Here is a 22415-nt window from a genome sequence, read left to right as displayed (position 1 = left end):
GCATGCAGCGTAAGGCGAAACGATGACGAAGCTCGCAATTTACGACATGGACCGGACCATCACCCATGCGCCGACCTGGACCGCTTTCCTGATCGAGACGGCGCGGCGCCAGGCGCCGTGGCGGCTGGCGTTGCTGCCGCTCGCGGGCGTGGCCGCCGCCGCGTACGGCGTGAAGGCGATCGATCGCGGGCAATTGAAGCAGATGACTCAGCGGCTCCTGCTCGGGCACCGGATGCGCGACGCGGATGCCAAGCGGGCCGCCGGACATTTTGCCGGCCGCATTGCCGCCTCGGGCGTGTTTGCGGGGGCACGGGCGCAGATCGCCGCCGACCGGGCCGCCGGTTACCGGCTGGTGATGGCGACTGCCTCTTATCGTTTCTACGCGGGCGCGATCGCCGACCGGCTCGGCTTCGACGATGTTATCGCGACTGAGGTCGAGCGGATCGAGGATCGGCTGCGCGCCCGCATCTCGGGCGAGAATTGCTACGGCCCCGGCAAGCTCAGGATGATCGAAGCCTGGATGGAGGCGAACGGCATAAAGCGCACCGACGCGCAGATCCGTTTTTATTCCGATCATGTTTCGGACGCGCCCGTGCTCGAATGGGCGGACCAGGGCTTTGCGGTCAACGCGCATGGTCCGCTCCGCCAGCTGGCGCGCGAGCGCGGCTGGCCGATCGTCGACTGGGAGCGATAGGTCGCGCGGGCGGGTCAGCAAAGGGTTGCGCCTCACAGGTATATATCGACCGTGTGGAGGAGGAGGCCGACCAGCCCGCCGACCAGCGTGCCGTTGACGCGGATATATTGAAGATCGCGGCCGACCGCATTTTCCAGCCGCCGGGTGATCGTGCGCGCGTCCCAGCCCCGCACCGTTTCCGACACGAGCCGGACGATGCCGTCGCCATAATCCGCCGCCATGCCCACTGCTGCGCGGCGGACGAAGCGGTTGATCGTCGCGCGCAGCATCGCATCCTCTTGCAGCGTTTCGCCCAGCTGGCGGAGCGCGACCCCGAGCTGGCCGGTGAGCGCCTGATCCGGATCGCGTGCGACGCGGAGCATCCTGGTGCGCGCCTGCTCCCATAGCCCGTCCAGCCAGCGCTGCATCGCCGGGTTCTCGATGATCTCGGCCTTCACCGCCTCGACCCGCTCGCGCATCCGCTCGTCATGCTGGAGATCATGGGCGAGCGCGACCAGCCCTTCCTCGGCCTTGGCGCGCAGCGGATGGTCGGGATCCGTGGCCATGTCGCTGACCATCTTGTCGAGACCGTCGATGATCTTGTTGGCGAGCGTTTCGTCCAGGCCGGTCCAGCGCATCACCGTCCCGGCGCGGTCGTGCACCATGGCGCGGATCATCGGCTCGTTCGCCGCGAGCACCTTGGCCGCCCAGCGGATGATGCCGTCGAGCAAGGGCGCGTGCCGTTGTTCGGCGATTGCGGCGGTCAGCGCCTGGCCGAGCAGGGGCGCGATATCGAGGGCGCGCAGGCGCTGGCCGATCGTCGCCTTGACCATGCCGCCGAGCCGCTGCTGATCAAACGCCTCGAGCATATCGGCGGCGAGGCGCGAAGCGCCCTTGCGCAATCGCCCCTGCGTGCCGCCGGGGCTGGCCAGCCAGCGCCCGGCCGCTGCCGCGACATCGACCCCGCGCATCCGCCGCGCGACCACGCCGGGAATGAGGAAATTATCACGCAGGAAAGCAGCGAGGGTTTCGCCGATGCGATCCTTGTTGCGCGGGATGATGGCGGTGTGCGGGATCGGCAGGCCGAGCGGATGGCGGAACAGCGCCGTGACCGCGAACCAGTCAGCGAGCCCGCCGACCATGGCGGCCTCGGCAAAGGACCGGATGAAGCCGATAATGGGGTGAGCGCGCGCGAAATCGGGGCCGAACTGGCGCGTCGCGAGGAAGATCGCGGCCATCAGGACGAGCAGCCCGGTCGCGATCCAGCGCATGCGGCGCAGCCCGGCTGGGATCGGCTCTCCGGAGCGGGGCGCGCGGGCGAGCAGTTTCATATGCAGAACAATCCCCGAAAGCGGGGATAGTTCAAGGCCTGAGTCGATTTGGGGTCCGGCCCCGCCAGATCACGCGGCCGGACTCCCTTTCATTCCGCTGCTCAGGCAGCGAGCTCATTCAGCCGGCTGTGGCTCTTCATCACCGCCCCGGTGGATGATCGCCCCGGGCTGGCCGCCGAGCTTCGGTGGCACCGGATCATTGTCGATCACCGGCCGCCCGTCATCGCCTGGACGATAGGTGAGCAGGCGACGCCCGATCTTCGGCCCGGCCCACGCCTCGATCGCGACCGCGAGACTGAAGCTTGCCGGAACGATCACCAGCGTCAGCACGGTCGACAGGATAAGGCCGCCGATCACGACGATGCCCATAGGCGCGCGCCAGGAACCGTCGCCAGTCAGCGACAGCGCTGTCGGCACCATGCCCGCGACCATCGCCACCGTCGTCATGACGATCGGCTGGGCGCGCTTGTGGCCGGCATCGATGACCGCGATCGTCATGTCGACTCCCTTGTTCATCTCCTCGAGCGCGAAATCGATCAGCAGGATCGAATTCTTCGCGACGATCCCGAGCAGCATCAGGATACCGATATAGACCGGCATCGAGACGGGATCGCCGGCGATCAGCAGCGCGATCAGGCCACCGAGCGGCGCGACCAGAAGCGACAGCATGTTGACGAACGGTGGCAGAAGGCGACGGTACAGCAGCACCAGCACCGCGAACACCAGGAAGACGCCCGCGACGACCGCGATGAGGAAGTTCTTGACCATCTCCGCCTGCCACTTGGCCTGGCCGAGGGTGAGCTCGCTGACGCCAACCGGCAGGTTCTTCATCACGGGAAGCGCGTGAATCTGTTCCAGAGCGACGCTGCTGACGATCGGCTTGCCCTTGGCGTCAAGCCCGCGATCGGCGCCAATCGTGATCTGGCGCTGCTGCGCGACGCGGGAGATCTTGCTTGGCCCGGCACCGAGACCGACCTCGGCAACGAGACTTAGCGGTACCGATCCGCCGGTAGCGGTCTGAACCGGCAGGTTCTGGATCGTCGACAGTCTTTGCCGCGCATTCTGATCGAGCGCGACACGGATCGGAATCTGGCGATCGGACAGCGAGAATTTCGCGCTGTTCTGGTCGATATCGCCAAGCGTCGCGATCCTGATGGCGGACGACAACGCCTGGGTCGTTACGCCGAGGCTGGCCGCGAGATCCATCCGGGGCCTGATGACGATCTCGGGCCGCTGCAGGTCTCCGGTGATGCGCGGCGCGACCAGCGCCGGCAGCTTCGACATCTGCTCGACGAGGCGGATCGCGGTTGCGCTCAGCGTCTTGGGATCGTCACCGCCGAGCGTGATCGTCAGGTCGCGCCCGCTGCCGCCCCAGCCGCCGTTCGACCGGAAAGAGACGCGGGCATCAGAGATCTGCGCCAGTTGCGGCGCGAGCGACCGCTCGAAATCGTTGCTCTTCATCGACTTTTTGGGCTTGAAGATCGCAGTCACCCGGCCATTGCCCACAAAGGCGCGCGAATAGGTGTGATCGACGTCGGGCTGCTTCTGCAGGAGGCTGGCAACGTTGCGCACTACCGCCTGGGTCTCCGCCAGGGTCGTTCCCGGCACCATCTCGACCATCGCAGTGCTGGCGTCCTGGTCCTGATCGGGCTGGAAGGTCATCGGCAGCACGGTGAACAGATAGATGGTCAGAGCGAAGGACACGACGCCGCCGACGACCGCCGACCAGCGGTGGCGAAGCGTCCATTTGAGCGTCGCCATATAGGCGTCCATCAACGGCCCCTCGCCGTGCGAGGCCTGACCCTTCGCCTTCAGGAAATAGGCGGCGATCATCGGCGTCACGAGGCGGGCGACGCCAAGGCTCATCAGCACCGAGGCGACGACGGTCAGGCCGAAATTTTTGAAGAACTGGCCCGAAATGCCCGGCATCAGGCCGACCGGCAGGAACACAGCGACGATGGACATGGTGGTCGCGAGCACCGCCAGCCCGATCTCGTCAGCGGCGTCGATCGATGCCTGATAGGCGGATTTGCCCATCCGCATATGGCGCACGATATTCTCGATCTCGACGATCGCATCATCGACCAGCACGCCCGCGACGAGGCTCAGCGCCAACAAAGTCATCTGATTGAGGTTGAAGCCGAGCAACTGCATGAACCAGAAGGTCGGGATCGCCGACAGGGGGATGGCGAGCGCCGAAATAACGGTCGAGCGCCAGTCGCGCAGGAACAGGAAGACGACGAACACCGCGAGGATGGCACCCTCGACCATTGCTTCCATCGCCGAATTATATTGCTGTTCGGCGTATTTCACTTCGTTGAAGATGAGCTGGAAATGAACCTTCGGATTGCGCTTCTCGAGCTCGGCGAGCTTCGCCACGGCGCCGTGAAAGACCGAGACGTCGGATCCGCCTTTCGACCGCTGAAAGTCGAAGCTCAGCACCTGGCGGCCGTCCATCTCGGATGCGGAGCGCTGCTCGGCATAGAGATCCCGCACCTGGGCGATGTCGGACAGCTTGATCGACCGGCCGTTGCCGACAGCGATCTGGGTCTGCCCGAGGTCATAGGCGCTCTTGGCGTTGCCGAGCACGCGAACTGACTGCTCGGAGCCGGCGATCTCGGCGCGGCCGCCCGCAGCGTTCAAATTCACCTGACGAAGCTGCTGGTTGACCTGGCTCGCCGTCAGTCCCTGCGCCTGGAGCTTGGCAGGATCGAGGATGACGCGAACCTCGCGGTTGACACCGCCGTTGCGGCCGACCGTGGCCATGCCCGGAACCGACAGCAGCGCCTTTGAAACATTATTGTCGATATACCAGCTCAGCTGCTCGACTGTCATGTCGGTGCTGACTGCGGCGTAGCTCGCAAGGTCGTTTCCGGTGGTGTTGGCGCGCGCGATCTGCGGTTCGAGAATACCATCGGGCAAATTGGAGCGGACTTGCTGGATCGCGCTGCGCACGTCCTCGACCGCCCGGTCGATCGGCGTACCGATATTGAGCTGGACGACGGTGACTGAATTGCCCTCGGTCACGGTCGAATCGATCTCGTCGATGCCCTGAAGGCTGCGCACCGCTGCCTCGACCTGCTGAGTCACCTGGGTTTCGAGCTCGGTCGGCGCCGCACCCGGCTGGCTGATCGAGACGATCACCACCGGGAAGTCGATATCGGGATCGTTGTTCACTTCCATCGTGCTGAAGCTGACAATGCCAGCCACCGTCAGCATGAAGAACAGCACGATCGACGGGATCGGATTCCGGATCGACCAGGCGGAGATGTTGCGGAAACTCATGGCATTAGTCCTGTGTTAGACTGTATCAGCCCTGTGTCTTCTGAAGTATTGGCTTGATCTTCTGACCCGCGCTGAGGAAGGCACCGGCCGACAGCACGACCCGCTCGGTACCGTTCAGGCCTTCCGCGATCGACACAGCCCTATCGGAGACGTCGCCGATCTTGATCGCACGCCGCACCACCTTGTCGCCAGGGCCGACGACATAGACGAAATTGCCCTTCTCGTCACTCTGGATCGCCGAGTTGGGGAGCTGGGGCAGGTCAGTCGAGCCGCTCTTGATCGAGGCCGAGGCGAAACCGCCGGGTCGGAGCGCCGGGTCATAGCTCAGCTGGATGCGGGCGATGCCCTGGCGGGTCTGGGGGTCGATGACCGGCGAGACCTGCCATACCATGCCTGTAAAGGCGGTGGTGCCGCCAACCGGCGTGACCTGCGCCGACACGCCGACATGCAGGCCGGTAAGATCTGCTTCGCTCAGCTGAGCGCGCATCTCCATCTCGCCGCCTTTTGCCATGCGGAACAATGTGCCGGAACCGGAGCTGACGATCTGCCCGGGCTCAACGCTGCGGGTAAGGACAAGGCCGGCAGCGGGCGCGCGAATGTCGAGACGGCCATTGCTCGCACGCTGCTGCGCGAGCTGGGCCTGCGCCACCCGCACCCGCGCCATGGCGGCATCGCGGGTCGCAGTCTTCGCCTCGACATCGGCCTTGGAAATGAAGCCGCGCGAGACGAGCGATTGCGCGCGCGTGAGTTCGGACTGCGCCAGCGTCGCATCGGCCTGCGCAACCCGGATCTGTGCCGCGAGCGATTCGGCGGTCTGGGTCTGCACCGAACGGTCGACCGTCGCGAGCACCTGCCCGGCGGCGACCCACTGGCCGGGCTCGACCAGGACCGCGGTCACGCGGCCGCCCTCGCCTGCGACGCCCACCGGCATTTCGCGCTTCGCGGCGAGCGTGCCGGTCGCGGAAATGACCCGGGAGACCGACTGGCGGCCGGGCTGCGCAACCGACACGGTCGGCATCTGCTCGATCGGGGCGGTGGCGTCAGCCTTCTTGCCGCCACGCGTCATCCCGAAGGCGAGGCCCGCCAGCACCAGCAGAACAATCGCGCCGATGATCCAGGGCAGGCGGCTCCGACGGTCGCCAGAGCTTCCGGGAAGCGCCAGATGCTCGTCGTTCCCGAATCTTGGCTTCCCGTAATTCATCTGTGTCACATCCCCGTCCCGGCTCTCGCCGCCGTCGTTATCGCGCTACTGTATTATAGAAATAAGTCACCGACCTCAAGGGGTCGATTTAACAATGGGGCGCCATGGCCGTTTCGGCCTGTTTTCGCAAGGCTTTCGGCGTATTTCGGCGAAGAATTGGGGTCATTCTGGTAAAGAAACGGTTGCATATCTCCTGCGCGGGGGCGAGGCTTTGCGCCGGTCCGCGCTGCGGCCGCAACATATGGGGAGAGAAGCGATGGAGCTTTTGCACCACGGATTCTTCGGCTGGATATTGATCGGCCTGGTGGCCGGCGTCCTCGGCAAGATGATCATGCCCGGCAAGGATCCGGGCGGTTTCATCGTCACGATCCTGATCGGCATCGCCGGCGCGCTGCTCGCCGGCTATCTCTCGCCAATGATGGGCCTGCACATCGCGGCCGGCTGGCAGAGCTACGCCGCGGCGACCGTCGGCGCCATCGTCCTGCTCGCACTCTATCGCCTGATCATGACGCGCCGCACCTGAATCGCGGCTCGTTCAGCTGAGGTTGGCCCGCGTCGCGGCAAGAGGCGCGTGCGGGCCAGTCCGGCCCGGTTCGATACGGGAGTCTTTCATGCGTATTCTCGCAACCGCGATGGTGCTCGCCACCGCGCCGCTTGCTGCCCTTTCGCTTGTCAGCGCTCCGGCAGCTGCCCAGGTGGCGACGCCGATCATCGCCGACGGCACCATCCTCGATGTCTCGGCCGAGGGCCGCAGCACGCGCGTCCCCGATGTCGCGACGATTCGCGCAGGCGTCGTGACTCAGGCCGCGACCGCGGCGGAAGCGCTCGCGGACAATGCCGCGCGAATGGCGGCGGCGCTCGATGCCCTGAAACGCGCAGGCGTCGCACCGCGCGACATCCGCACCGCCAATGTCTCACTCAACCCGCAATACCGTTATGCCGACAATCAGCCGCCGGCCGTCACTGGCTATCAGGCGAACAACAGCGTCGCGATCCGTTTCCGCGACATCGCCAAGGCAGGCGCGATTCTCGATGCGCTGGTCAAACAGGGCGCGAATCAGATCGACGGGCCGAACCTGTCGATCGACGAGCCTGACGCAGCGCTCGACGAAGCGCGTGCCGACGCCGTGAAGAAGGCGCAGGCCCGAGCCCAACTCTACGCGAAGGCGGCTGGCCTGACTGTCTCGCGCATCGTGTCGATTTCGGAGAGCGGCCAGAATGACGGGAGCAATCCGCAACCGCCAAGGATGCTGGGCGGCCTCATGAAGGCGGATGCATCGACCTCGATCTCAGCCGGCGAAACCGATGTGGCCGTAACGCTGAGCGTCCGGTTCCTGCTCAAATAGGAAAAGGGCCGCCCGGTTGCCCGGGCGGCCCTTTTTGACGTCGGGGATGCGTTATCGAACGCTGCCGCGCCGCACCAGATTCACGATGGCGAGCAATATGATCGCACCGATCAGCGAATAGACGAATGTCGGGAGCGTAATGGCGTTGTTGATTCCGCCGCCAAACAGGAACGACGCGATAACTGAACCAATAATGCCAACCACGATATTGAGGATGATGCCCTGCTGACCATCAGTGCGCATCACCATGCTAGCAAGCCAGCCGACTACGCCGCCGACTATCAGCCAAATAATAATACCCATCTTTCCCTCCGTTATTCCCGGATCACCCGGGTTCGGATTGGAAAGACGCGTCACATTGGCGATTGTTCCGTCAGCGTTTCAGGGACTGGCCCCGCTATCGCCCTCAATATTTCTGCTGGCGCTCGTACAGCGAACGATAATGCTGAATCCGCGTCACGCGCAGACCGGGCATGCCGGAGCGATCGATCGCACGCTGCCAGCCTGCGAATTCCTCGACGGTGAGGTTGTAGCGGTCACACACTTCATCGACCGACAACAGCCCGCCATTGACGGCGGCGACGACCTCAGCCTTGCGGCGAACGACCCAACGCGTCGTCTCGGGCGGCGGCAATGTGTCAAGCGTCAGCGGCTCGCCCAACGGGCCGATCACTTTCGCAGGACGGATCTTCTGGTTCTCGATCATTCTTCAACCTCGATCGGGGCGGGGGGCCCCCTCTCTGACAACATCGCTTAGGCCCATCATTTGAACGGGGGCTAAAGCGGCTCGGTAAACAGCGAGTTCATTCCTGTTGCACTTGCGTTAGCATCTCGGCGACGGAACGGTTGAACGCACCATGCGCCGGGGCGAACCAATCGCTCTCCGCGATCGAGGGCAGCAGCCGCGCATGGTAGAGCGCGGTCGGGCTCGCTGCCTGGCGTGCGGCAATGCCAACCATCAGCACCGCCAGGTCAGGCGGCAGGATGGTGAAGGCAGTGTCCGCCTCAAAACGAGGAAAGCTTAAATCCACATACGCCCTTTCCGGCGATTCGACTCGATCCGGACTTTTTAGCCAAAGGGTCTGAAGGTCCGGTAAAGGCGGCAGAAAATCCCAAAATGGGACACTTTGCATCACGCGCCTGGGGCGCCTATCTGGCAGGCATGATGTCAGAGGGTGATTTTCAGCTGGGCGCAGCGCAGGGCGCGGAACTCGGGGGCAAGCGCATTGTCGTCGCAATGTCGGGTGGCGTCGACAGTTCGGTGGTGGCGGCCCTTGCCGCCGCGACCGGCGCCGAGACGATCGGCGTCACGCTCCAGCTTTATGATCATGGCGAAGCGGTCGGGCGCGCCGGCAGCTGCTGCGCCGGCCGCGACATCCGCGACGCCCGCGCGGTCTGCGACCGGCTGGGCATCGCCCATTATGTCTTCGATCACGAATCGAGCTTCCGCGCCGACGTGATTGACGGATTCGCCGACGAATATCTGCGCGGGCGGACCCCGATCCCCTGCGTCCGCTGCAACATGGGTCCAAAATTCACTGACCTGTTCCGGCTCGCGCGCGAGCTTGGCGCCGATTGCCTCGCGACTGGCCATTATGTCCGCCGCGTTGAGGGCGCCGCCGGCCCCGAGCTGCACCGCGCGGTCGATCCGGCGCGGGACCAGAGCTATTTCCTGTTCGCAACGACGCAGGACCAGCTCGATTTCCTGCGCTTCCCGCTCGGCGGCCTGCCCAAGACGCGGGTGCGCGAGCTCGCCGCATCGCTCGGGCTCGGCGTTGCGGCCAAGCCCGACAGCCAGGACATCTGTTTCGTCCCCGATGGCGATTATGCCAGCCTGGTGAAGAAGCTTCGGCCGGAAGCGGACACCAGCGGCGATATCGTCGACGAGCAGGGCAGCGTGCTTGGCCGGCACCGCGGGCTGATCCACTTCACCGTCGGGCAGCGCCGCGGCCTCGAGATCGGCGGCACGCCCGAGCCACTCTATGTGATTCGTCTCGAACCCGAGAGCCGGCATGTGGTGGTCGGACCGAAGGCGGCGCTGGCGGTCGAATCGGCCCTCCTCTCGGATATCAACTGGCTCGGCGGCGATTATAATGGGCCGCTGACCGTGAAGGTCCGCTCCATGGCGAAGCCGGTCCCGGCACGGCTGGCGGGCGACCGGGTGGTGTTCGACTCGCCGGAATATGGTGTCGCGCCGGGCCAGGCCGCGGTGCTCTATGCGGACGACCGAGTACTCGGCGGCGGGTGGATAGAGGAAACCGAGCGGGCGCTGCTCGCGGCCTAGCGGACCGTGAGCGGCGTGCCGCGGTACGGCTCGGGCTGGCACCCAAGCAGGGGATCATAGCGCGCCGAACGGCTGGCGATCAGCGGCACCCAGGCCGTCACCGTCTTCGTGGACGGATCGTCGGAAAGCCAGATCGACTCCATGCCCGGCTCGAAATCAGCGGTGCAGTTTTCGATTTTGCGGTCACCGATATAGCGGCAGGCGCAAGCGACGCGGGCCGCATAGCCGGTGCCGAGCTCGAGCTGCGGCGTAATCGATCGGACATAGAGATATGCCGCCAGGAACAGGAGCAACAACACCCCGCCCGCCCCGATCATGATGCGCCTTGCCTTCATTGCCGTGCACCCTATCGTGACGGTGATGCTGCGCAAGCTCGCCTTTTTCGCGCTGGTGCCACTGCTCCTCGCGGGCTCGGACGATCCGCACGCCGGCACCGGCGGGCCGAGCGGGGACTCCTATGGCCCGTACCCGCCCACCTATGATTTCAACATCTGCCCTGGTGCCGCCTCCGCCAAATGGCTGGCGCTGGTACAGCGTCTCTATACGAATCATCCCGAAACACGCGCGGTCCTGATCACAGCGGACGGCTGCACCGTGCTCAGTTCCGAAGCCTCGGGCTATGACTCCTACAAGCGCTTCATCAGCTGGTCGATGGCCAAGACCGTCACCGGCATGCTCGTCGGCGCGCTGGTCACCGATGGTCGACTGAAGCTCGACGCGCCGGCGCCGATCGCCGAGTGGCACAAGCCCGGTGATCCTCGCGCCGCGATCACGCTCCGGCACCTGCTCCAGATGTCCTCGGGCCTTCGCCATGTCGAGGTCGGCGACCCGGTCGAGAATTCGGATACCAACCAGACCCTGTTCGTCAGCCACACCGACGCGATGGCGGCGGCGGCGATCGACCACCCGCTGGCGACGAAGCCAGGCTCGACCTTCCACTACAGCTCTCTGACCTCGATCATCCTTGCCGAGATCATCACCCGCACCCTGACCAACAGCCATGATCCGCGAATCCGGGCCAAGGCTTATACGGATTTTGCCCGCACCCGGCTGTTCGCACCAGCGGGCATCGAAAGCGCAGTGCTCGAGTTCGACGGCGCCGGCACGCAGATCGGCGGCTCGATCATCCACATGACACCCGACGACTGGGGTCGGATCGGCGGCCTGCTGCTCGACGGCAAGGCAGGCGACGGACGACAGGTGGTCGATCCGACCTGGCTCGCCTTCATGAAGACGCCGTCCCCGACCAACGCCGAATATGGGGCCCAGCTCTGGCTCAACCATCCTGGCGGCGCCGGCGGCAAGCCGACCCTTTTCCCCAACAAGGGCCCCGCCACCGCTGTCGCCGCCGACGGGCATCTCGGGCAGCTGGTGATCGCAAGCCCAGACAGCGGACCCGGCCGTGGACTCGTCGTGGTCCGCCTCGGCAACACTCCCGATTCGCGCAACCCGGCGCTGATGCAGGCGCTGGGTGACGTCGTCGCCGCGTTCGACCGGCCGGCAACCGCGAAATGACCGGTGTCTCGACCCCCGCGTCGCAACCATCGTGAAAGCTGCATGATACAAAATGACCCGCTTCACGCTGAAGGGGCCGACGCGCCCGGCGAAATCCCCGAGGCGATCCGCCACCCGCCCTGGTTGTTGATCGGCGCCGGCGCGGTCGCGGCGGGGATCCTGCTGCTCGGCCTGGTCGGCTTTCTCATCGACCGCGGCCTTCAATTCGACTTCGACCGGGCGATCCTGCTGGGGATGCGGCACGGGACGATGCACGGCGCGCCGATCGGCCCGGCCTGGCTCAAGCTCGCGATGATCGACATCACCGCCCTCGGCGGCGCCACGGTTCTGCCGATCGTCGTGCTGATCGCGGCAGGCTTTCTCGCGGTCAGGCGGTTGTGGCTGACATTATGGCTGGTGCTCGTCGCCACGATCACCGGCTCGATCGCGATCGGCCTCGTGAAGACTCTCGTGGCCCGCCCCCGGCCCGAACTGACCGATCATCTCGTGCAGGTGGTTTCGGAGAGCTTTCCAAGCGGCCATGCGGCGAACAGCGCGATCGTCTATCTCACCATTGCCGCGCTGATCGTCCAGATCGTCGAGGGGCGCGGCGCGCGCGTCTATATCCTCGCCATCACCGCCTTGCTGGTGACCCTGATCGGGATCAGCCGCGTCTATCTCGGTGTGCACTGGCCAAGCGATGTGCTCGCCGGCTGGAGCTTTGGCACCTTATGGGCGCTTGCCTGGTGGGCGCTCGGCGCGTGGCTCCGCCTGAAGCGCGCGGGCAGTAAGGATCTTTGAGGGGGAGGCGCCCGAGTCGACACATTGCCGTCCTGCCCCGCCGCCTTATTTTGGACGGCATAACAGGAGGACAGGATGGCAAGGGAAGCTGCGACGCTGGCAGGCGGATGTTTCTGGTGCACCGAGGCGGTGTTCAAGGACGTGATCGGCGTCGAGAAGGTCGAAAGCGGCTATATCGGCGGCAATGTCCCGAACCCGACCTACAAGCAGGTCTGTGGCGGAGACACCGGCCATGCCGAGGCGATCCGCGTGACCTTCGACAAGGATCAGGTCCGCTATGGCGACCTGCTCGACATGTTCTTCGCGACGCATGACCCGACCCAGCTCAACCGGCAGGGCAACGATGTCGGCACCCAATATCGCTCGGCGATCTTCCCGCATTCAGCCGAGCAGCGCGAAGAGGCGCAGGCGGCGATCGCGCGCAATGCGGCCAATTGGCCGGCGCCGATCGTCACGACGATCGAGCCGCTCGGGAAATGGTATCCGGCTGAGGACTATCACCAGCAATATTGGGACGGCGAAGGCCAGCGTAATCCCTATTGCATCGCGGTCATCCCGCCCAAGCTGGCCAAGCTCCGCAAGAGCTTCGCCAACCGGTCCAAGACGGCTGAGGCGGCGGCTTGATCGCTTCCTGTCCCGGCGAGGGGATCAATCCGAATGCGCGGCCCGGCGCAACCGGTCGTTGATGGCGATGCCGAGCCCGGTCTCCGGGATCGGGGCAACGGCGATGCGAGACTTGGGCGAGGCATCCGCGCGATAGAGGGCCGAAAACAGATTGGCGGCTGCCTCGATGAGGTTACCCGAGGCGGAGAGGGTGTCGTCTCCGGACTCCGGGCCGAAGCCGATCGACCACTCGTCCGGGTGGGCGGATCTGGCGTTGATTCGCAGAAGCTTGGTCGGCGCGTAATGGCTATCGAGCTGGCCGGGGGCCGTGACAATCGCCTTCCCCGGCGAAGGCTGGACCCTAGTTGCGATGACCTCCGATACTGGGCTCCGGTCTTCGCCGGGCAAGAGTTTAGCTACGTCTTCCGCCGTGATCGGCCCCGGCCGCAGGATGCGAACGCCGTCGCCGGTCATCACGATCGTCGATTCCAGCCCCGCCTCAGTCGCGCCGTCATCGACAATCAGCGGAATCCGACCGCCGAGGCTTGCCAGTACGTGCTCCGCTCGGGTCGGGCTGATCGCGCCGCTCGCATTGGCGGAAGGGGCGGCCAGCGGCTTGCCCGTCGCCTCGAGTAGCGCCCGCATCGCCCGGTGAGCGGGCACCCGGATGGCGATCGTGTTGAGCCCGGCAGTCACCAGCGACGCGATCGCCGCGTTTGGCCGGAGCGGCAGCACCAGGGTCAGTGGCCCTGGCCAGAACGCCTCCGCAAGCGCCTCCGCCGCGTCGTCGAACAGCGCGATCTCCCCTGCCGCCGCACGGTCCAGCACATGAACGATCAGCGGGTTGAAGCTCGGCCGGCCCTTGGCCGCATAGACGCCCGCCACGGCGCGCGACTCGGTCGCATCGGCGGCGAGCCCGTAGACCGTTTCGGTCGGGATCGCGACCACGCCGCCCGTAGCGATCAGCGCGGCAGCCTCGGCAATCGCGGCCTGGCCGTAGGGTAAGGTGCGGGTGGTGAAGGGCGGGTTTGGCGGGCTCATCGCGCGGGGCTATAGCCCGCACGACCGCAGAAAGAGAAATATCATGCCCTTCACGCCCGCCACCGCCGATCAGCGCTTCGTGCTCGACCATGTCGTCGGCATCGGCGCGCTGGCCGAAAGCGAGCGCTTCGCCGCCGCGACCAGCGATGTCGTCGACGCCGTGCTCGAGGGCGCGGGCGATTTCGCGGCGGGCGAATGGGCGCCGCTGCTGCGTGCGGGCGACACGGTCGGTGCGAAATGGACGCCCGACGGGGTCGTCATGCCCGAAGGCTATGGCAAGGCGTACCGCGACTATGTCGAGGGCGGCTGGGGTACGATCGGCGTGCCCGAAAGCGCCGGCGGCCAGGGCCTGCCCTTCGCGCTCCAGACCGCGGTGCTCGAAACATTGGGCGCCGCCAATATGGGCCTCGCGCTCGCCCCGACGCTGACAGTCGGCGCGATCGAGGCGCTCACCCATCACGGCTCGCCCGAGCAGCAGGCGCTGTATCTGCCGCATCTCGCGACCGGCGAATGGACCGGCACGATGAACCTCACCGAGCCACAGGCCGGCTCCGATGTCGGCGCGCTCCGCACCCGCGCGACGCCGCGCGGCGACGGGACGTGGAGCATCAAGGGCACCAAGATCTTCATCTCGTTCGGCGACCACGACATGGCGCCCAACATCGTCCACCTCGTCCTGGCCCGTACCCCCGATGCGCCACCGGGGACCAAGGGCATCTCGCTGTTCCTCGTCCCCAAATACCGGCTCGATTCGGCGGGCAATCCGGGCGAGCTTAACGACGTCCGCGTCGTCTCGATCGAGCACAAGATGGGTATCCATGCTTCGCCGACCTGCGTGCTGAGCTTTGGCGACCATGACGATTGCATCGGCGAGCTGATCGGCGAGGAGCTGGGGGGCATCCGCGCCATGTTCACGATGATGAACAATGCGCGCCTCAATGTCGGACTGCAGGGCGCTCAGGTCGCCGAGGCCGCGACTCAGGCTGCGGTCGCTTATGCCCGCGACCGGATCCAGTCACCGCGCGCCGGCTTGCCGAGCCGCGACTCGGTCGCGATCATCGAGCATCCCGATGTCCGCCGGATGCTGATGCGGATGAAGGCGCAGACCCAGGCGGCCCGCACCCTGGTCTATTTCGCCGCCAGTCACGTCGATCGCGCGACGCTTGGCGAGGCAGGCGCGCAGGCACGGCTCGACCTGCTGACCCCGCTCGCTAAGGCGCATGGCACCGATCTCGGCTGCGAGGTGAGCTCGATCGGCGTGCAGGTCCATGGCGGCATGGGCTATATCGAGGAGACCGGCGCCGCCCAGTTCTTCCGCGATGCGCGGATCACGCCGATCTATGAGGGCACCAACGGCATCCAGGCAGCCGATCTGGTCGGGCGCAAACTCACGGGTGATGGTGGTGCCGAGCTGGCCCGCCTGATTGGCGACATGCGTGCCGAGGTTCAGGACAAGGGCCTGAGCGACCTTGTCGATGCCTGTGAACAGGTCGGGCAACATCTCTTGCAAGCCGATACGGATGACCGCCTCGCCGCCAGCTATCCTTTCCTTACGATGATGGCGGTCGCCGTCTGTGGCTGGCTGATGGAACGGCAGGGCCGCGTGGCCGCGACGGGCGACGGCGACCCGGCCTTCCTCGCGATGAAGACGGCCACCACGCGCTTCTATGTCGAGCAGATCGTCCCCGAAGCGATGGGGCTGAAGGCGGCGGCGATGGCGAAGGCTGATGTGCTGTATTCGGTGCCGGCCGAAGCTTTCGCGAGTTAATCAAGCCAGGGGGACGAACCAGGGCCGCTCGGCATTCAGTTCAGGCCGAGGCGAAAATCGTGAGGGCCGAGCATCGGAGCGCAGCGTACTTCAGGTACGTGAGCACCGAAGCGCAGGGCGTCGCGATTTGCAGTCCGGCATGGGCTGAATGCCGAGTGGCCCTAGGCCCCCTCGCGCTCCAGCAGATCTTCGGCATCGAGACCGAGCAGCTTGATATGCGCGCTGATCCGCGGCCAGCTGTCCTTCAGGAAATGGGTGCGCTCGGCCAGCCGGAGCTTCTCCGCCGCCCCCGCCAGCACGAACATGCCGACGCCGCGGCGGACCTCGACATAGCCATCATCCTGGAAGCTCTGATAGGCCTTGGCGACCGTCAGCGGATTGGCGCCATGTTCGGCGGCAAGCGCGCGAACCGAAGGAAGCTGGTCCCCCGCGCGATACTCGCCACGCAGAATCGCGGCTGAAATGGTGCCGCGCAGTTTGATATAAACCGGGCTGTCTTCGCTGTTGAGCGCTGTCATGCTGCCTTAATACACTGCTTGGGCCGGGAGTCCAGTCCTATGTCCAATATCGGACAATTTTGTCCGATTCCGGACGCGGGCGCTCCTCCAAAGGCTTAGAAACTGTCCCAATGAACAGGAATCCCGCAATTTTCTCCGGTGCGGTGCCGAAGGCATCGCGCACGGCATCGGCATAAGCCGCCCATCCGGTGAGCCATCCGCCGGCGAATCCGAGGGCATGGGCGGCGTGGAGCAGGTTCATGCACGCAGCCCCTGCCGACAGCTCCTGCTCCCAGAGCGGGATGTGGCTCTCGACCTTTGGCGAAGACAGCACCACCACCAACGTCGGCGCCTGATGCGCGAACTGTTCGAGCGCCTCGATCTCGAGCCGCGCCGCCTGCGGCCGCTCGGCCAGATAGGCGGTGGTGATGATCTCGCCGAGCGCGGCGCGTCGGTCGGCCGGCACCACGACGAACCGCCAGGGGGCGAGCTTACCGTGATCGGGTGTGCGGGCCGCGATCTCCAGCATCTGCGCGAGCTGCGCTTCGTCCGGCCCAGGCGCAACGAGATCGCGCGGCTTGCCTGAACGGCGGGTGGAAAGAAGGGCGAGCGGAGAGCTGGTGTCGTTGAACATGGCCGTCATCTAGGGACGGGCGCGGATATTTACACGGGGGTTAATACCGCTAGTCTCCATTGTTACGAGCAGCGCCGCTTTCGACGGCGTGAAGACATTCAGGGAGCAACAATATCATGGTCGAAACGCCGACCGCCGACAGCCCGGCCGAGCCCGATATCAGCCACGTAAATCCTTACGCGGGCAAAACCTGGATGGGCCATCCCCGCCAGCTCTCGCGACTCTTCTCGATCGAGATGTGGGAGCGTTTCGGCTTTTACGGCATGCGCGCATTGCTCGTGCTATATCTCACCAAGCATTTCCTGCTCGCGGATCATGAAGCGAATGGGATCGTCGGCGGCTTTCTGAGTCTGGTCTATCTGACCCCGCTGGTCGGCGGCTGGCTTGCCGACCGGTATCTCGGATCGAAGCGCTCAGTGAAGTTCGGCGCGCTGGTGATGTCGCTGGGATATCTCCTGCTGTGCTTCGGCGGGCCACAGGGCCAGCCCTATGCGACCGTCAATGGCGTACGGTACGACGTGACCCAGGTCGCGCCGGCGACGCCGCTCGCCGTCAACGATGCGCCGCAGACGATCGTGATGAACAACCAGACACTGGCAATCCACGGGCTTCCCGACGGATCGGTCCAGCTACTCGGCCCCGGTGGCCAAGTGACGCAAACCGTGTCGGCAAGCGCGTTCAGCGCGGGTGCCGACCGCTCGCCTTTCTACTCAGCCATGATGCTCGTTGCGCTCAGTCTGGTCGTGATCGGCAACGGCTTCTTCAAGCCCAACATCTCGACCATCGTCGGCACGCTCTATGAAACGGGCGACCGACGACGCGATGCCGGATTCACCATCTTCTACGCCGGCATCAATCTCGGCTCGATCCTCGGCCAGGCGGCGTGCCCATGGCTGGTCAACCATTTCGGCTGGTGGGCCGGCTTCATGATCGTCTCGTTCGTGCTGCTGATCGCCTATGCGCTGCTGCAGTTCGATGGCGGGCGTCTTGCCGGCTATGGCGAACCGCCGGTGCGCGAAGGGCCGGACCGCGCACCGCTGATCTATATCCTCTCCTTCGCCTCGGTGATCGTCGTCTGGCTGATCTTCCAGAATGTGATGAATACCCCCGAGGCAGCGCCCGGCGGCGGCATCATCGGCTACATCTTGGCAACGTCATTCCTCGGCAAGGCGCTGCTGCTGATCTTCATTGTGGCTGTCATCGGCATCCCGATCTGGTCATGGCGCGTCGGCGAGAAAGTCGAACGCGAGATGATGCTCGCGGCCATCATCCTGGTCGTGTTCAACGTCACTTTCTGGGCCCTGTTCGAGCAGGCGGCCTCTTCGCTGACATTGTTCGCTGACCGTAACACTACGCTCGAGATCTTCGGCTTCCACATGTCGGCGGCAGCGACGCAGCAATTCAACCCGCTCGTCGTGGTGACGTTCGCACCAGTGATGAGCTGGCTGTGGCTGTCGCTGGCGAAGCGCGGCCTAGAGCCCTCGATCCAGGTCAAGTTCGCTCTCGCCCTGATACTGGTCGGGCTCGGCTTCATCACCCTGTCCTTGAGTGGCTCGACGGCGAACGAGGCGTTCCGCGTGTCCTTATGGTGGCTGGTGCTGACCTATTTCCTTCACTCGATCGCTGAGCTGTGCATCTCGCCGGTTGGGCTGTCGATGATCACCAAGCTGTCGATCGCGCGGATCGTCGGCATGATGATGGGCGTGTGGTTCCTGTCGATCTCGGTCGGCGAGTATCTCGCCGGTGCCGCCGCCCAGTCCGCCGCGGTGCAGACGGTCGGTGGGCAGGTGACCAATCCCGAGCTCAGCCTGCACACTTATCTCCACACTTTTCAGACCGGCGGCTTCCTGACGATCGGCGCGGGCGTTGTGTTGCTGGTGATCTCGCCCTGGCTGAAGAAGATCATGCACGGCGTTACCTGATGGGAGACGGACGATGACGATGGTGCTGGCAGCTGCGATCGCGTTCGTGGGCACGCATTTCCTGCTGTCACACCCTCTTCGCGCGCCGATCGCCGGGCGGATCGGTGAAGGGCCCTTTCTGGGCCTGTATGCGCTGGTCGCGGCGATCACTCTTGGTTGGTTGGCATTTGCCTATCGAGCGGTCGGCCCCGAGCAACCCTTGTGGCCGGTCGAAGACGACCACTGGATCATCGCAACTGTGCTGATGCTGGCCGCGAGCGTCTTTCTGATAGGCTCGCTGCTCGGCAATCCGGCCCTGCCCAATCCGGGGCCAAATCCCGGCACCCCGGGCGCCCTGCCCGATGAAGCGCGCGGGGTCTTCGCCGTCACCCGGCACCCGATGATGTGGAGCTTCGCTTTATGGGGTGTTTCGCACATCCTCGTCTTCCCGACCCCGTCGAACCTCATCCTGTGCGGCGCGATCATCCTGCTCGCGCTGGTCGGCGCGGCGCTGCAGGACCGCAAGAAGGAGGCGCTCCAGCCCGAGCGCTGGCGCGCCTGGGAAGCGAAGACCTCCTATTGGCCCTATGCCGCGGTCGTCGCTGGCCGGGCGCGCCTGGGCGGATACCGACCGCATGATATCATAGGCGGCCTCGTCCTCTGGCTGGGCGCGACCTGGGCTCATACGCCGCTTGCCGGCAGGCCCGCCGGCATCTGGCGCTGGATCGGCTGACGCCTCGATTCAACTCCGACGCAAATCGGTGCAGCGAGTGCGGACGGCACAGCCTTGCGCCGCGCTCTTTCTCATGACCGAATCACAGCAAAACCACGTTCGCCGTGCCGGGGCAGACGCTGGCTGTTAGCTGGCTGTTCCGGCGAAAAAGCTGGCTGTTAGCTGGCTGTTATTGCGGAACAGCCAGCCCGGCCACAAGCATCTGAAAATGCACCATAAATTAGACCAGAAAATCCAACATAACAGCCAGCAAAAAAATCGCCCCGAAAACAGCCAGGAACAGCCAGCTTTTTGCCGGGAATCGGCCCTCAGGCCGCTTTGCGCAGCTCCAGCCGGCTCCAGATTTCGATCAGCGCGTCGGTCAACTCGCGCATCATCGCTTCATCATGGGCGGGGCCCGGCGTGAAGCGCAGCCGTTCAGTGCCGCGCGGCACGGTCGGGTAATTGATCGGCTGGACGTACACGCCATACTCGGCAAGCAATATGTCGCTGATCTTCTTGGCCTTGACCGGATCACCGACCATCAGCGGCACGATGTGCGTGGTCGAGTTCATCACGGGAAGGCCGGCCTCTGCCATCATGGCCTTAAGCATCGTCGCCGCCGCCTGCTGGCCCTCGCGCTCGATGCTCGATGCCTTGAGGTGGCGCACACTGGCCAATGCGCCGGCGACCAGCACCGGCGACAGTGAGGTCGTGAAGATGAAGCCTGGCGCATAAGAGCGGATCACGTCGATGATCGTCTGATCGGCGGTGATATAGCCGCCCATCACCCCGAAGGCCTTGCCGAGCGTGCCCTCGATGATCGTCAGCCGATCGGCAACGCCGTCGCGCTCCGAGATGCCGCCGCCCCGAGCGCCATACATGCCGACCGCATGGACTTCGTCGAGATAGGTGAGCGCGCTATATTTGTCGGCCAAGTCGCAGATCGCAGCGATCGGGGCGATATCGCCGTCCATCGAATAGACGCTCTCGAACGCGATCAGCTTGGGCGCATTCGGATCGACCGCCGCCAGCAGTTCCTCGAGATGCGCCACGTCATTGTGGCGAAAGACATGCCGCTCGCACCCGGAATTGCGGATGCCAGCGATCATCGAGGCATGGTTCAGTTCATCGGAGAAGATGATGCAGCCCGGCAGGATCTTGGCGAGCGTCGCGAGCGTCGCCTCGTTCGAGACATAGCCCGAGGTGAACAACAGCGCGCCTTCCTTGCCGTGGAGATCGGCGAGTTCGCCCTCCAGATCGACATGGTAGTGGGTGTTGCCGCCGATATTGCGGGTGCCGCCCGAGCCTGCGCCGACATCGTGCAGCGCCTCTTCCATCGCCGCGATCACGCTCGGATGCTGGCCCATGGCGAGATAGTCGTTCGAGCACCACACGGTGATCGGCTTGGGGCCGTTATGCCCGGCAAAGCAGCGTGCGTTGGGGAAGGCGCCCTTGTTGCGGAGGATGTCGATGAACACGCGGTAGCGCCCCTCGACATGCAGGCGATCGATCGCCTGAGTGAAGATGCGCGAGTAATCGACTCCGCGCTGTGTCGTGCCATCCGCTTCCATGGAGGTCCACGTAACGCCGCCGGGCGCGGATTTCCAGCGATTTGCTGGCAATAGGTGTTGATCCGGATGCAGTTGTCACCGGTGATGTACCGCCGCGCATAAAAATTTTGCGCGATTGTTCCAGATCAACCGCGACTCGGGCGGCTTGTGCTATGAGCAGCCATCGTCGGCAGTCAGCTTACAAGCCCGCCGCGACCGAGAGACACTGCGCTCCCGCTTGGTGCAAGGAGCTTCCGGAATGAACCAGACAGATCGAACCGATTCGAGACGAGATTATTATGCGCGCCGCGCGGCACAGGAACGCGCGCTGGCTGAACGTACCGTCGATCCAAGTGCCCGCCATGTGCATGACGAACTTGCGAAGCGTTACGCCAAGATCGTGCTGATGGTGCCTGCCTGAAGCGATTCGATCCGCTCGAGGCCGTAGCCATTCAGCGCGGTCTCGAGTCGATCGTCCCGGGTCCCGGTGAAGATCGCCAGCCCCTCACCTGCCGCCTCGGGCCAATCCTGGCCCTGGGTGAGAAAGGTGATCCGACGCGCGATGCCGGCCGAGCCGTCAACGAACCGCACTTCGTGCCGCGCGGCCGCCGCCAGTTCGTCCACCACGAGCGGGAAATGGGTGCAGGCGTTGACGATCACGTCGATCCGGTCGCCGCCCGGCTGATCGAACAGTCCGTCCAGGATGCGGGCGTAGCGTTCCGGCGGCGCTGCCTCGCCGCGCAGCTTCGCCTCGGCGAGCGCCACCAGTTCCGCCGAGCCGTGGCGCAGCACCAGGCAGTCGCTTGCGAACCTGCCGGCCAGATCGTCGACATAGGGCTGGCGCACCGTTGCATCGGTGCCGAGCACGCCGATCACCCGCGTGCGGCTCGCTTCGGCGGCAGGCTTGATCGCCGGCACTGTGCCGACGATCGGCAGATCGAGCGCTGAGCGCACCGCCGCCAGGGCAATGGTCGAAGCGGTGTTGCAGGCGATCACGATCAGGCGCGGATGATATCGCTCGGCGAGCCGGCCGAGCAATGCCGGCACGCGCCCGGCAATCTCGGCTTCGGTCTTTGTCCCATAGGGAAACCCGGCCGAATCGGCGACATAGACAAAGGGCGCACGGGGCAGCAGCGCGCGCGTCGGCGCGAGCACCGAGAGGCCGCCGACCCCGGAATCGAAGAACAGGATCGGCCGCGTATCGCTCATCGTCAGCGATGTAGCGCCGTTACGGGGTTTGACAATGTCGCGACATGGGCCAGATTACAGCCACGCTGCGGCACGCGCCCGT

Annotated in this window: 23 protein-coding genes; 11 read left to right on the top strand and 12 right to left on the bottom strand. The window is 65.1% G+C overall.

Annotated elements, in window-relative coordinates; translation table 11 throughout:
• The first annotated feature begins 22 nt into the window (after positions 1-22).
• A complete protein-coding gene (locus AC1DVS_RS03765; protein WP_478020368.1) occupies positions 23-694 on the top strand; it encodes an HAD family hydrolase in 672 nt (223 codons plus the stop codon).
• 32 nt (positions 695-726) lie between these two features.
• On the opposite strand, the gene AC1DVS_RS03760 is transcribed toward AC1DVS_RS03765, so the two are convergent.
• From AC1DVS_RS03760 to AC1DVS_RS03750, 3 genes are all read right to left on the bottom strand, one after another.
• Positions 727-2004: a DUF445 domain-containing protein gene (locus tag AC1DVS_RS03760; protein ID WP_478020367.1), complete on the bottom strand. Its 1278-nt coding sequence runs from the start codon at positions 2002-2004 to the stop codon at positions 727-729.
• A 114-nt stretch (positions 2005-2118) separates the two neighbouring features.
• Positions 2119-5289: an efflux RND transporter permease subunit gene (locus AC1DVS_RS03755; RefSeq protein ID WP_478020366.1), complete on the bottom strand. Its 3171-nt coding sequence runs from the start codon at positions 5287-5289 to the stop codon at positions 2119-2121.
• A 25-nt stretch (positions 5290-5314) separates the two neighbouring features.
• Positions 5315-6490 carry an efflux RND transporter periplasmic adaptor subunit gene (locus AC1DVS_RS03750; RefSeq protein WP_478021246.1) on the bottom strand — a complete coding sequence of 392 codons (1176 nt, stop codon included), beginning with the start codon at positions 6488-6490 and terminating at the stop codon, positions 5315-5317.
• A gap of 256 nt (positions 6491-6746) precedes the next feature.
• Here AC1DVS_RS03750 and AC1DVS_RS03745 point away from each other — a divergent pair, with 256 nt between their 5' ends.
• Together AC1DVS_RS03745 and AC1DVS_RS03740 are read left to right on the top strand one after the other, a co-directional pair.
• Positions 6747-7013, top strand: coding sequence for a GlsB/YeaQ/YmgE family stress response membrane protein (locus AC1DVS_RS03745; protein WP_478020364.1), 267 nt, complete (start codon positions 6747-6749; stop codon positions 7011-7013).
• A gap of 88 nt (positions 7014-7101) precedes the next feature.
• On the top strand, positions 7102-7836 hold the full coding sequence (locus AC1DVS_RS03740) for an SIMPL domain-containing protein (protein ID WP_478020362.1): 735 nt from the start codon (positions 7102-7104) through the stop codon (positions 7834-7836).
• A 51-nt stretch (positions 7837-7887) separates the two neighbouring features.
• Here AC1DVS_RS03740 and AC1DVS_RS03735 read toward each other — a convergent pair whose 3' ends face one another.
• The 3 genes from AC1DVS_RS03735 to AC1DVS_RS03725 all read right to left on the bottom strand — a co-directional run bounded on the left by AC1DVS_RS03735 (position 7888) and on the right by AC1DVS_RS03725 (position 8972).
• On the bottom strand, positions 7888-8139 hold the full coding sequence (locus tag AC1DVS_RS03735; protein ID WP_478020360.1) for a GlsB/YeaQ/YmgE family stress response membrane protein: 252 nt from the start codon (positions 8137-8139) through the stop codon (positions 7888-7890).
• Between the two features lie 103 nt (positions 8140-8242).
• Positions 8243-8542 (bottom strand): CtrA inhibitor SciP, encoded by a 300-nt coding sequence (gene sciP, locus AC1DVS_RS03730; protein ID WP_343887066.1) that lies wholly within the window; start codon positions 8540-8542, stop codon positions 8243-8245.
• A gap of 97 nt (positions 8543-8639) precedes the next feature.
• Positions 8640-8972, bottom strand: a complete 333-nt coding sequence (locus AC1DVS_RS03725) for a hypothetical protein (RefSeq protein ID WP_478020358.1) — start codon at positions 8970-8972, stop codon at positions 8640-8642.
• Between the two features lie 29 nt (positions 8973-9001).
• On the opposite strand from AC1DVS_RS03725, the gene mnmA reads away from it, so the two are divergent.
• The gene (gene mnmA / locus AC1DVS_RS03720) at positions 9002-10120 is read left to right on the top strand and encodes a tRNA 2-thiouridine(34) synthase MnmA (RefSeq protein WP_478021244.1); all 1119 of its coding nucleotides are present in this window, start codon (positions 9002-9004) and stop codon (positions 10118-10120) included.
• Here mnmA and AC1DVS_RS03715 read toward each other — a convergent pair.
• Positions 10117-10455 (bottom strand): hypothetical protein, encoded by a 339-nt coding sequence (locus AC1DVS_RS03715; RefSeq protein WP_478020357.1) that lies wholly within the window; start codon positions 10453-10455, stop codon positions 10117-10119. The genes mnmA and AC1DVS_RS03715 overlap by 4 nt on opposite strands.
• Between AC1DVS_RS03715 and AC1DVS_RS03710 the strand changes: the two genes are divergently transcribed.
• The 3 genes from AC1DVS_RS03710 (at position 10436) to msrA (ending at position 13039) form a co-directional block, all read left to right on the top strand.
• Positions 10436-11635 carry a serine hydrolase domain-containing protein gene (locus AC1DVS_RS03710; protein WP_478020356.1) on the top strand — a complete coding sequence of 400 codons (1200 nt, stop codon included), beginning with the start codon at positions 10436-10438 and terminating at the stop codon, positions 11633-11635. The two genes, AC1DVS_RS03715 and AC1DVS_RS03710, sit on opposite strands and share 20 nt — an antisense overlap.
• A 42-nt stretch (positions 11636-11677) precedes the next feature.
• Positions 11678-12415 carry a phosphatase PAP2 family protein gene (locus AC1DVS_RS03705; protein WP_478020354.1) on the top strand — a complete coding sequence of 246 codons (738 nt, stop codon included), beginning with the start codon at positions 11678-11680 and terminating at the stop codon, positions 12413-12415.
• Between the two features lie 75 nt (positions 12416-12490).
• A complete protein-coding gene (msrA, locus tag AC1DVS_RS03700) occupies positions 12491-13039 on the top strand; it encodes a peptide-methionine (S)-S-oxide reductase MsrA (protein WP_478020353.1) in 549 nt (182 codons plus the stop codon).
• 24 nt (positions 13040-13063) lie between these two features.
• On the opposite strand, the gene AC1DVS_RS03695 is transcribed toward msrA, so the two are convergent.
• Positions 13064-14059, bottom strand: a complete 996-nt coding sequence (locus tag AC1DVS_RS03695) for an L-threonylcarbamoyladenylate synthase (RefSeq protein WP_478020351.1) — start codon at positions 14057-14059, stop codon at positions 13064-13066.
• A 43-nt stretch (positions 14060-14102) separates the two neighbouring features.
• On the opposite strand from AC1DVS_RS03695, the gene AC1DVS_RS03690 reads away from it, so the two are divergent.
• The gene (locus AC1DVS_RS03690) at positions 14103-15827 is read left to right on the top strand and encodes an acyl-CoA dehydrogenase (RefSeq protein ID WP_478020349.1); all 1725 of its coding nucleotides are present in this window, start codon (positions 14103-14105) and stop codon (positions 15825-15827) included.
• 161 nt (positions 15828-15988) lie between these two features.
• Here AC1DVS_RS03690 and AC1DVS_RS03685 read toward each other — a convergent pair whose 3' ends face one another.
• Positions 15989-16345 (bottom strand): GntR family transcriptional regulator, encoded by a 357-nt coding sequence (locus AC1DVS_RS03685; protein ID WP_478020348.1) that lies wholly within the window; start codon positions 16343-16345, stop codon positions 15989-15991.
• Positions 16346-16382: 37 nt separating this feature from the next.
• A complete protein-coding gene (locus AC1DVS_RS03680) occupies positions 16383-16958 on the bottom strand; it encodes a nitroreductase family protein (protein ID WP_478021242.1) in 576 nt (191 codons plus the stop codon).
• A gap of 116 nt (positions 16959-17074) precedes the next feature.
• Here AC1DVS_RS03680 and AC1DVS_RS03675 point away from each other — a divergent pair, with 116 nt between their 5' ends.
• Positions 17075-18880 carry a peptide MFS transporter gene (locus tag AC1DVS_RS03675; protein WP_478020346.1) on the top strand — a complete coding sequence of 602 codons (1806 nt, stop codon included), beginning with the start codon at positions 17075-17077 and terminating at the stop codon, positions 18878-18880.
• A 13-nt stretch (positions 18881-18893) separates the two neighbouring features.
• Positions 18894-19592: an NnrU family protein gene (locus AC1DVS_RS03670; RefSeq protein ID WP_478020345.1), complete on the top strand. Its 699-nt coding sequence runs from the start codon at positions 18894-18896 to the stop codon at positions 19590-19592.
• 308 nt (positions 19593-19900) lie between these two features.
• Here the strand turns inward: AC1DVS_RS03670 and hemA are convergent, their stop codons facing one another.
• On the bottom strand, positions 19901-21145 hold the full coding sequence (gene hemA, locus AC1DVS_RS03665; RefSeq protein ID WP_478020343.1) for a 5-aminolevulinate synthase: 1245 nt from the start codon (positions 21143-21145) through the stop codon (positions 19901-19903).
• A gap of 238 nt (positions 21146-21383) precedes the next feature.
• Here hemA and AC1DVS_RS03660 point away from each other — a divergent pair, with 238 nt between their 5' ends.
• On the top strand, positions 21384-21545 hold the full coding sequence (locus AC1DVS_RS03660; protein ID WP_478020341.1) for a hypothetical protein: 162 nt from the start codon (positions 21384-21386) through the stop codon (positions 21543-21545).
• Here the strand turns inward: AC1DVS_RS03660 and murI are convergent.
• Positions 21512-22333, bottom strand: a complete 822-nt coding sequence (gene murI / locus AC1DVS_RS03655) for a glutamate racemase (protein ID WP_478020339.1) — start codon at positions 22331-22333, stop codon at positions 21512-21514. The two genes, AC1DVS_RS03660 and murI, sit on opposite strands and share 34 nt — an antisense overlap.
• Between the last annotated feature and the right edge of the window lie 82 nt (positions 22334-22415).

This window comes from Sphingomonas sp. P3_C5, from assembly GCF_056402635.1.
Note: the sequence above shows the minus strand (reverse complement) of the source record. Positions and strands in the feature narration are given on the sequence as shown.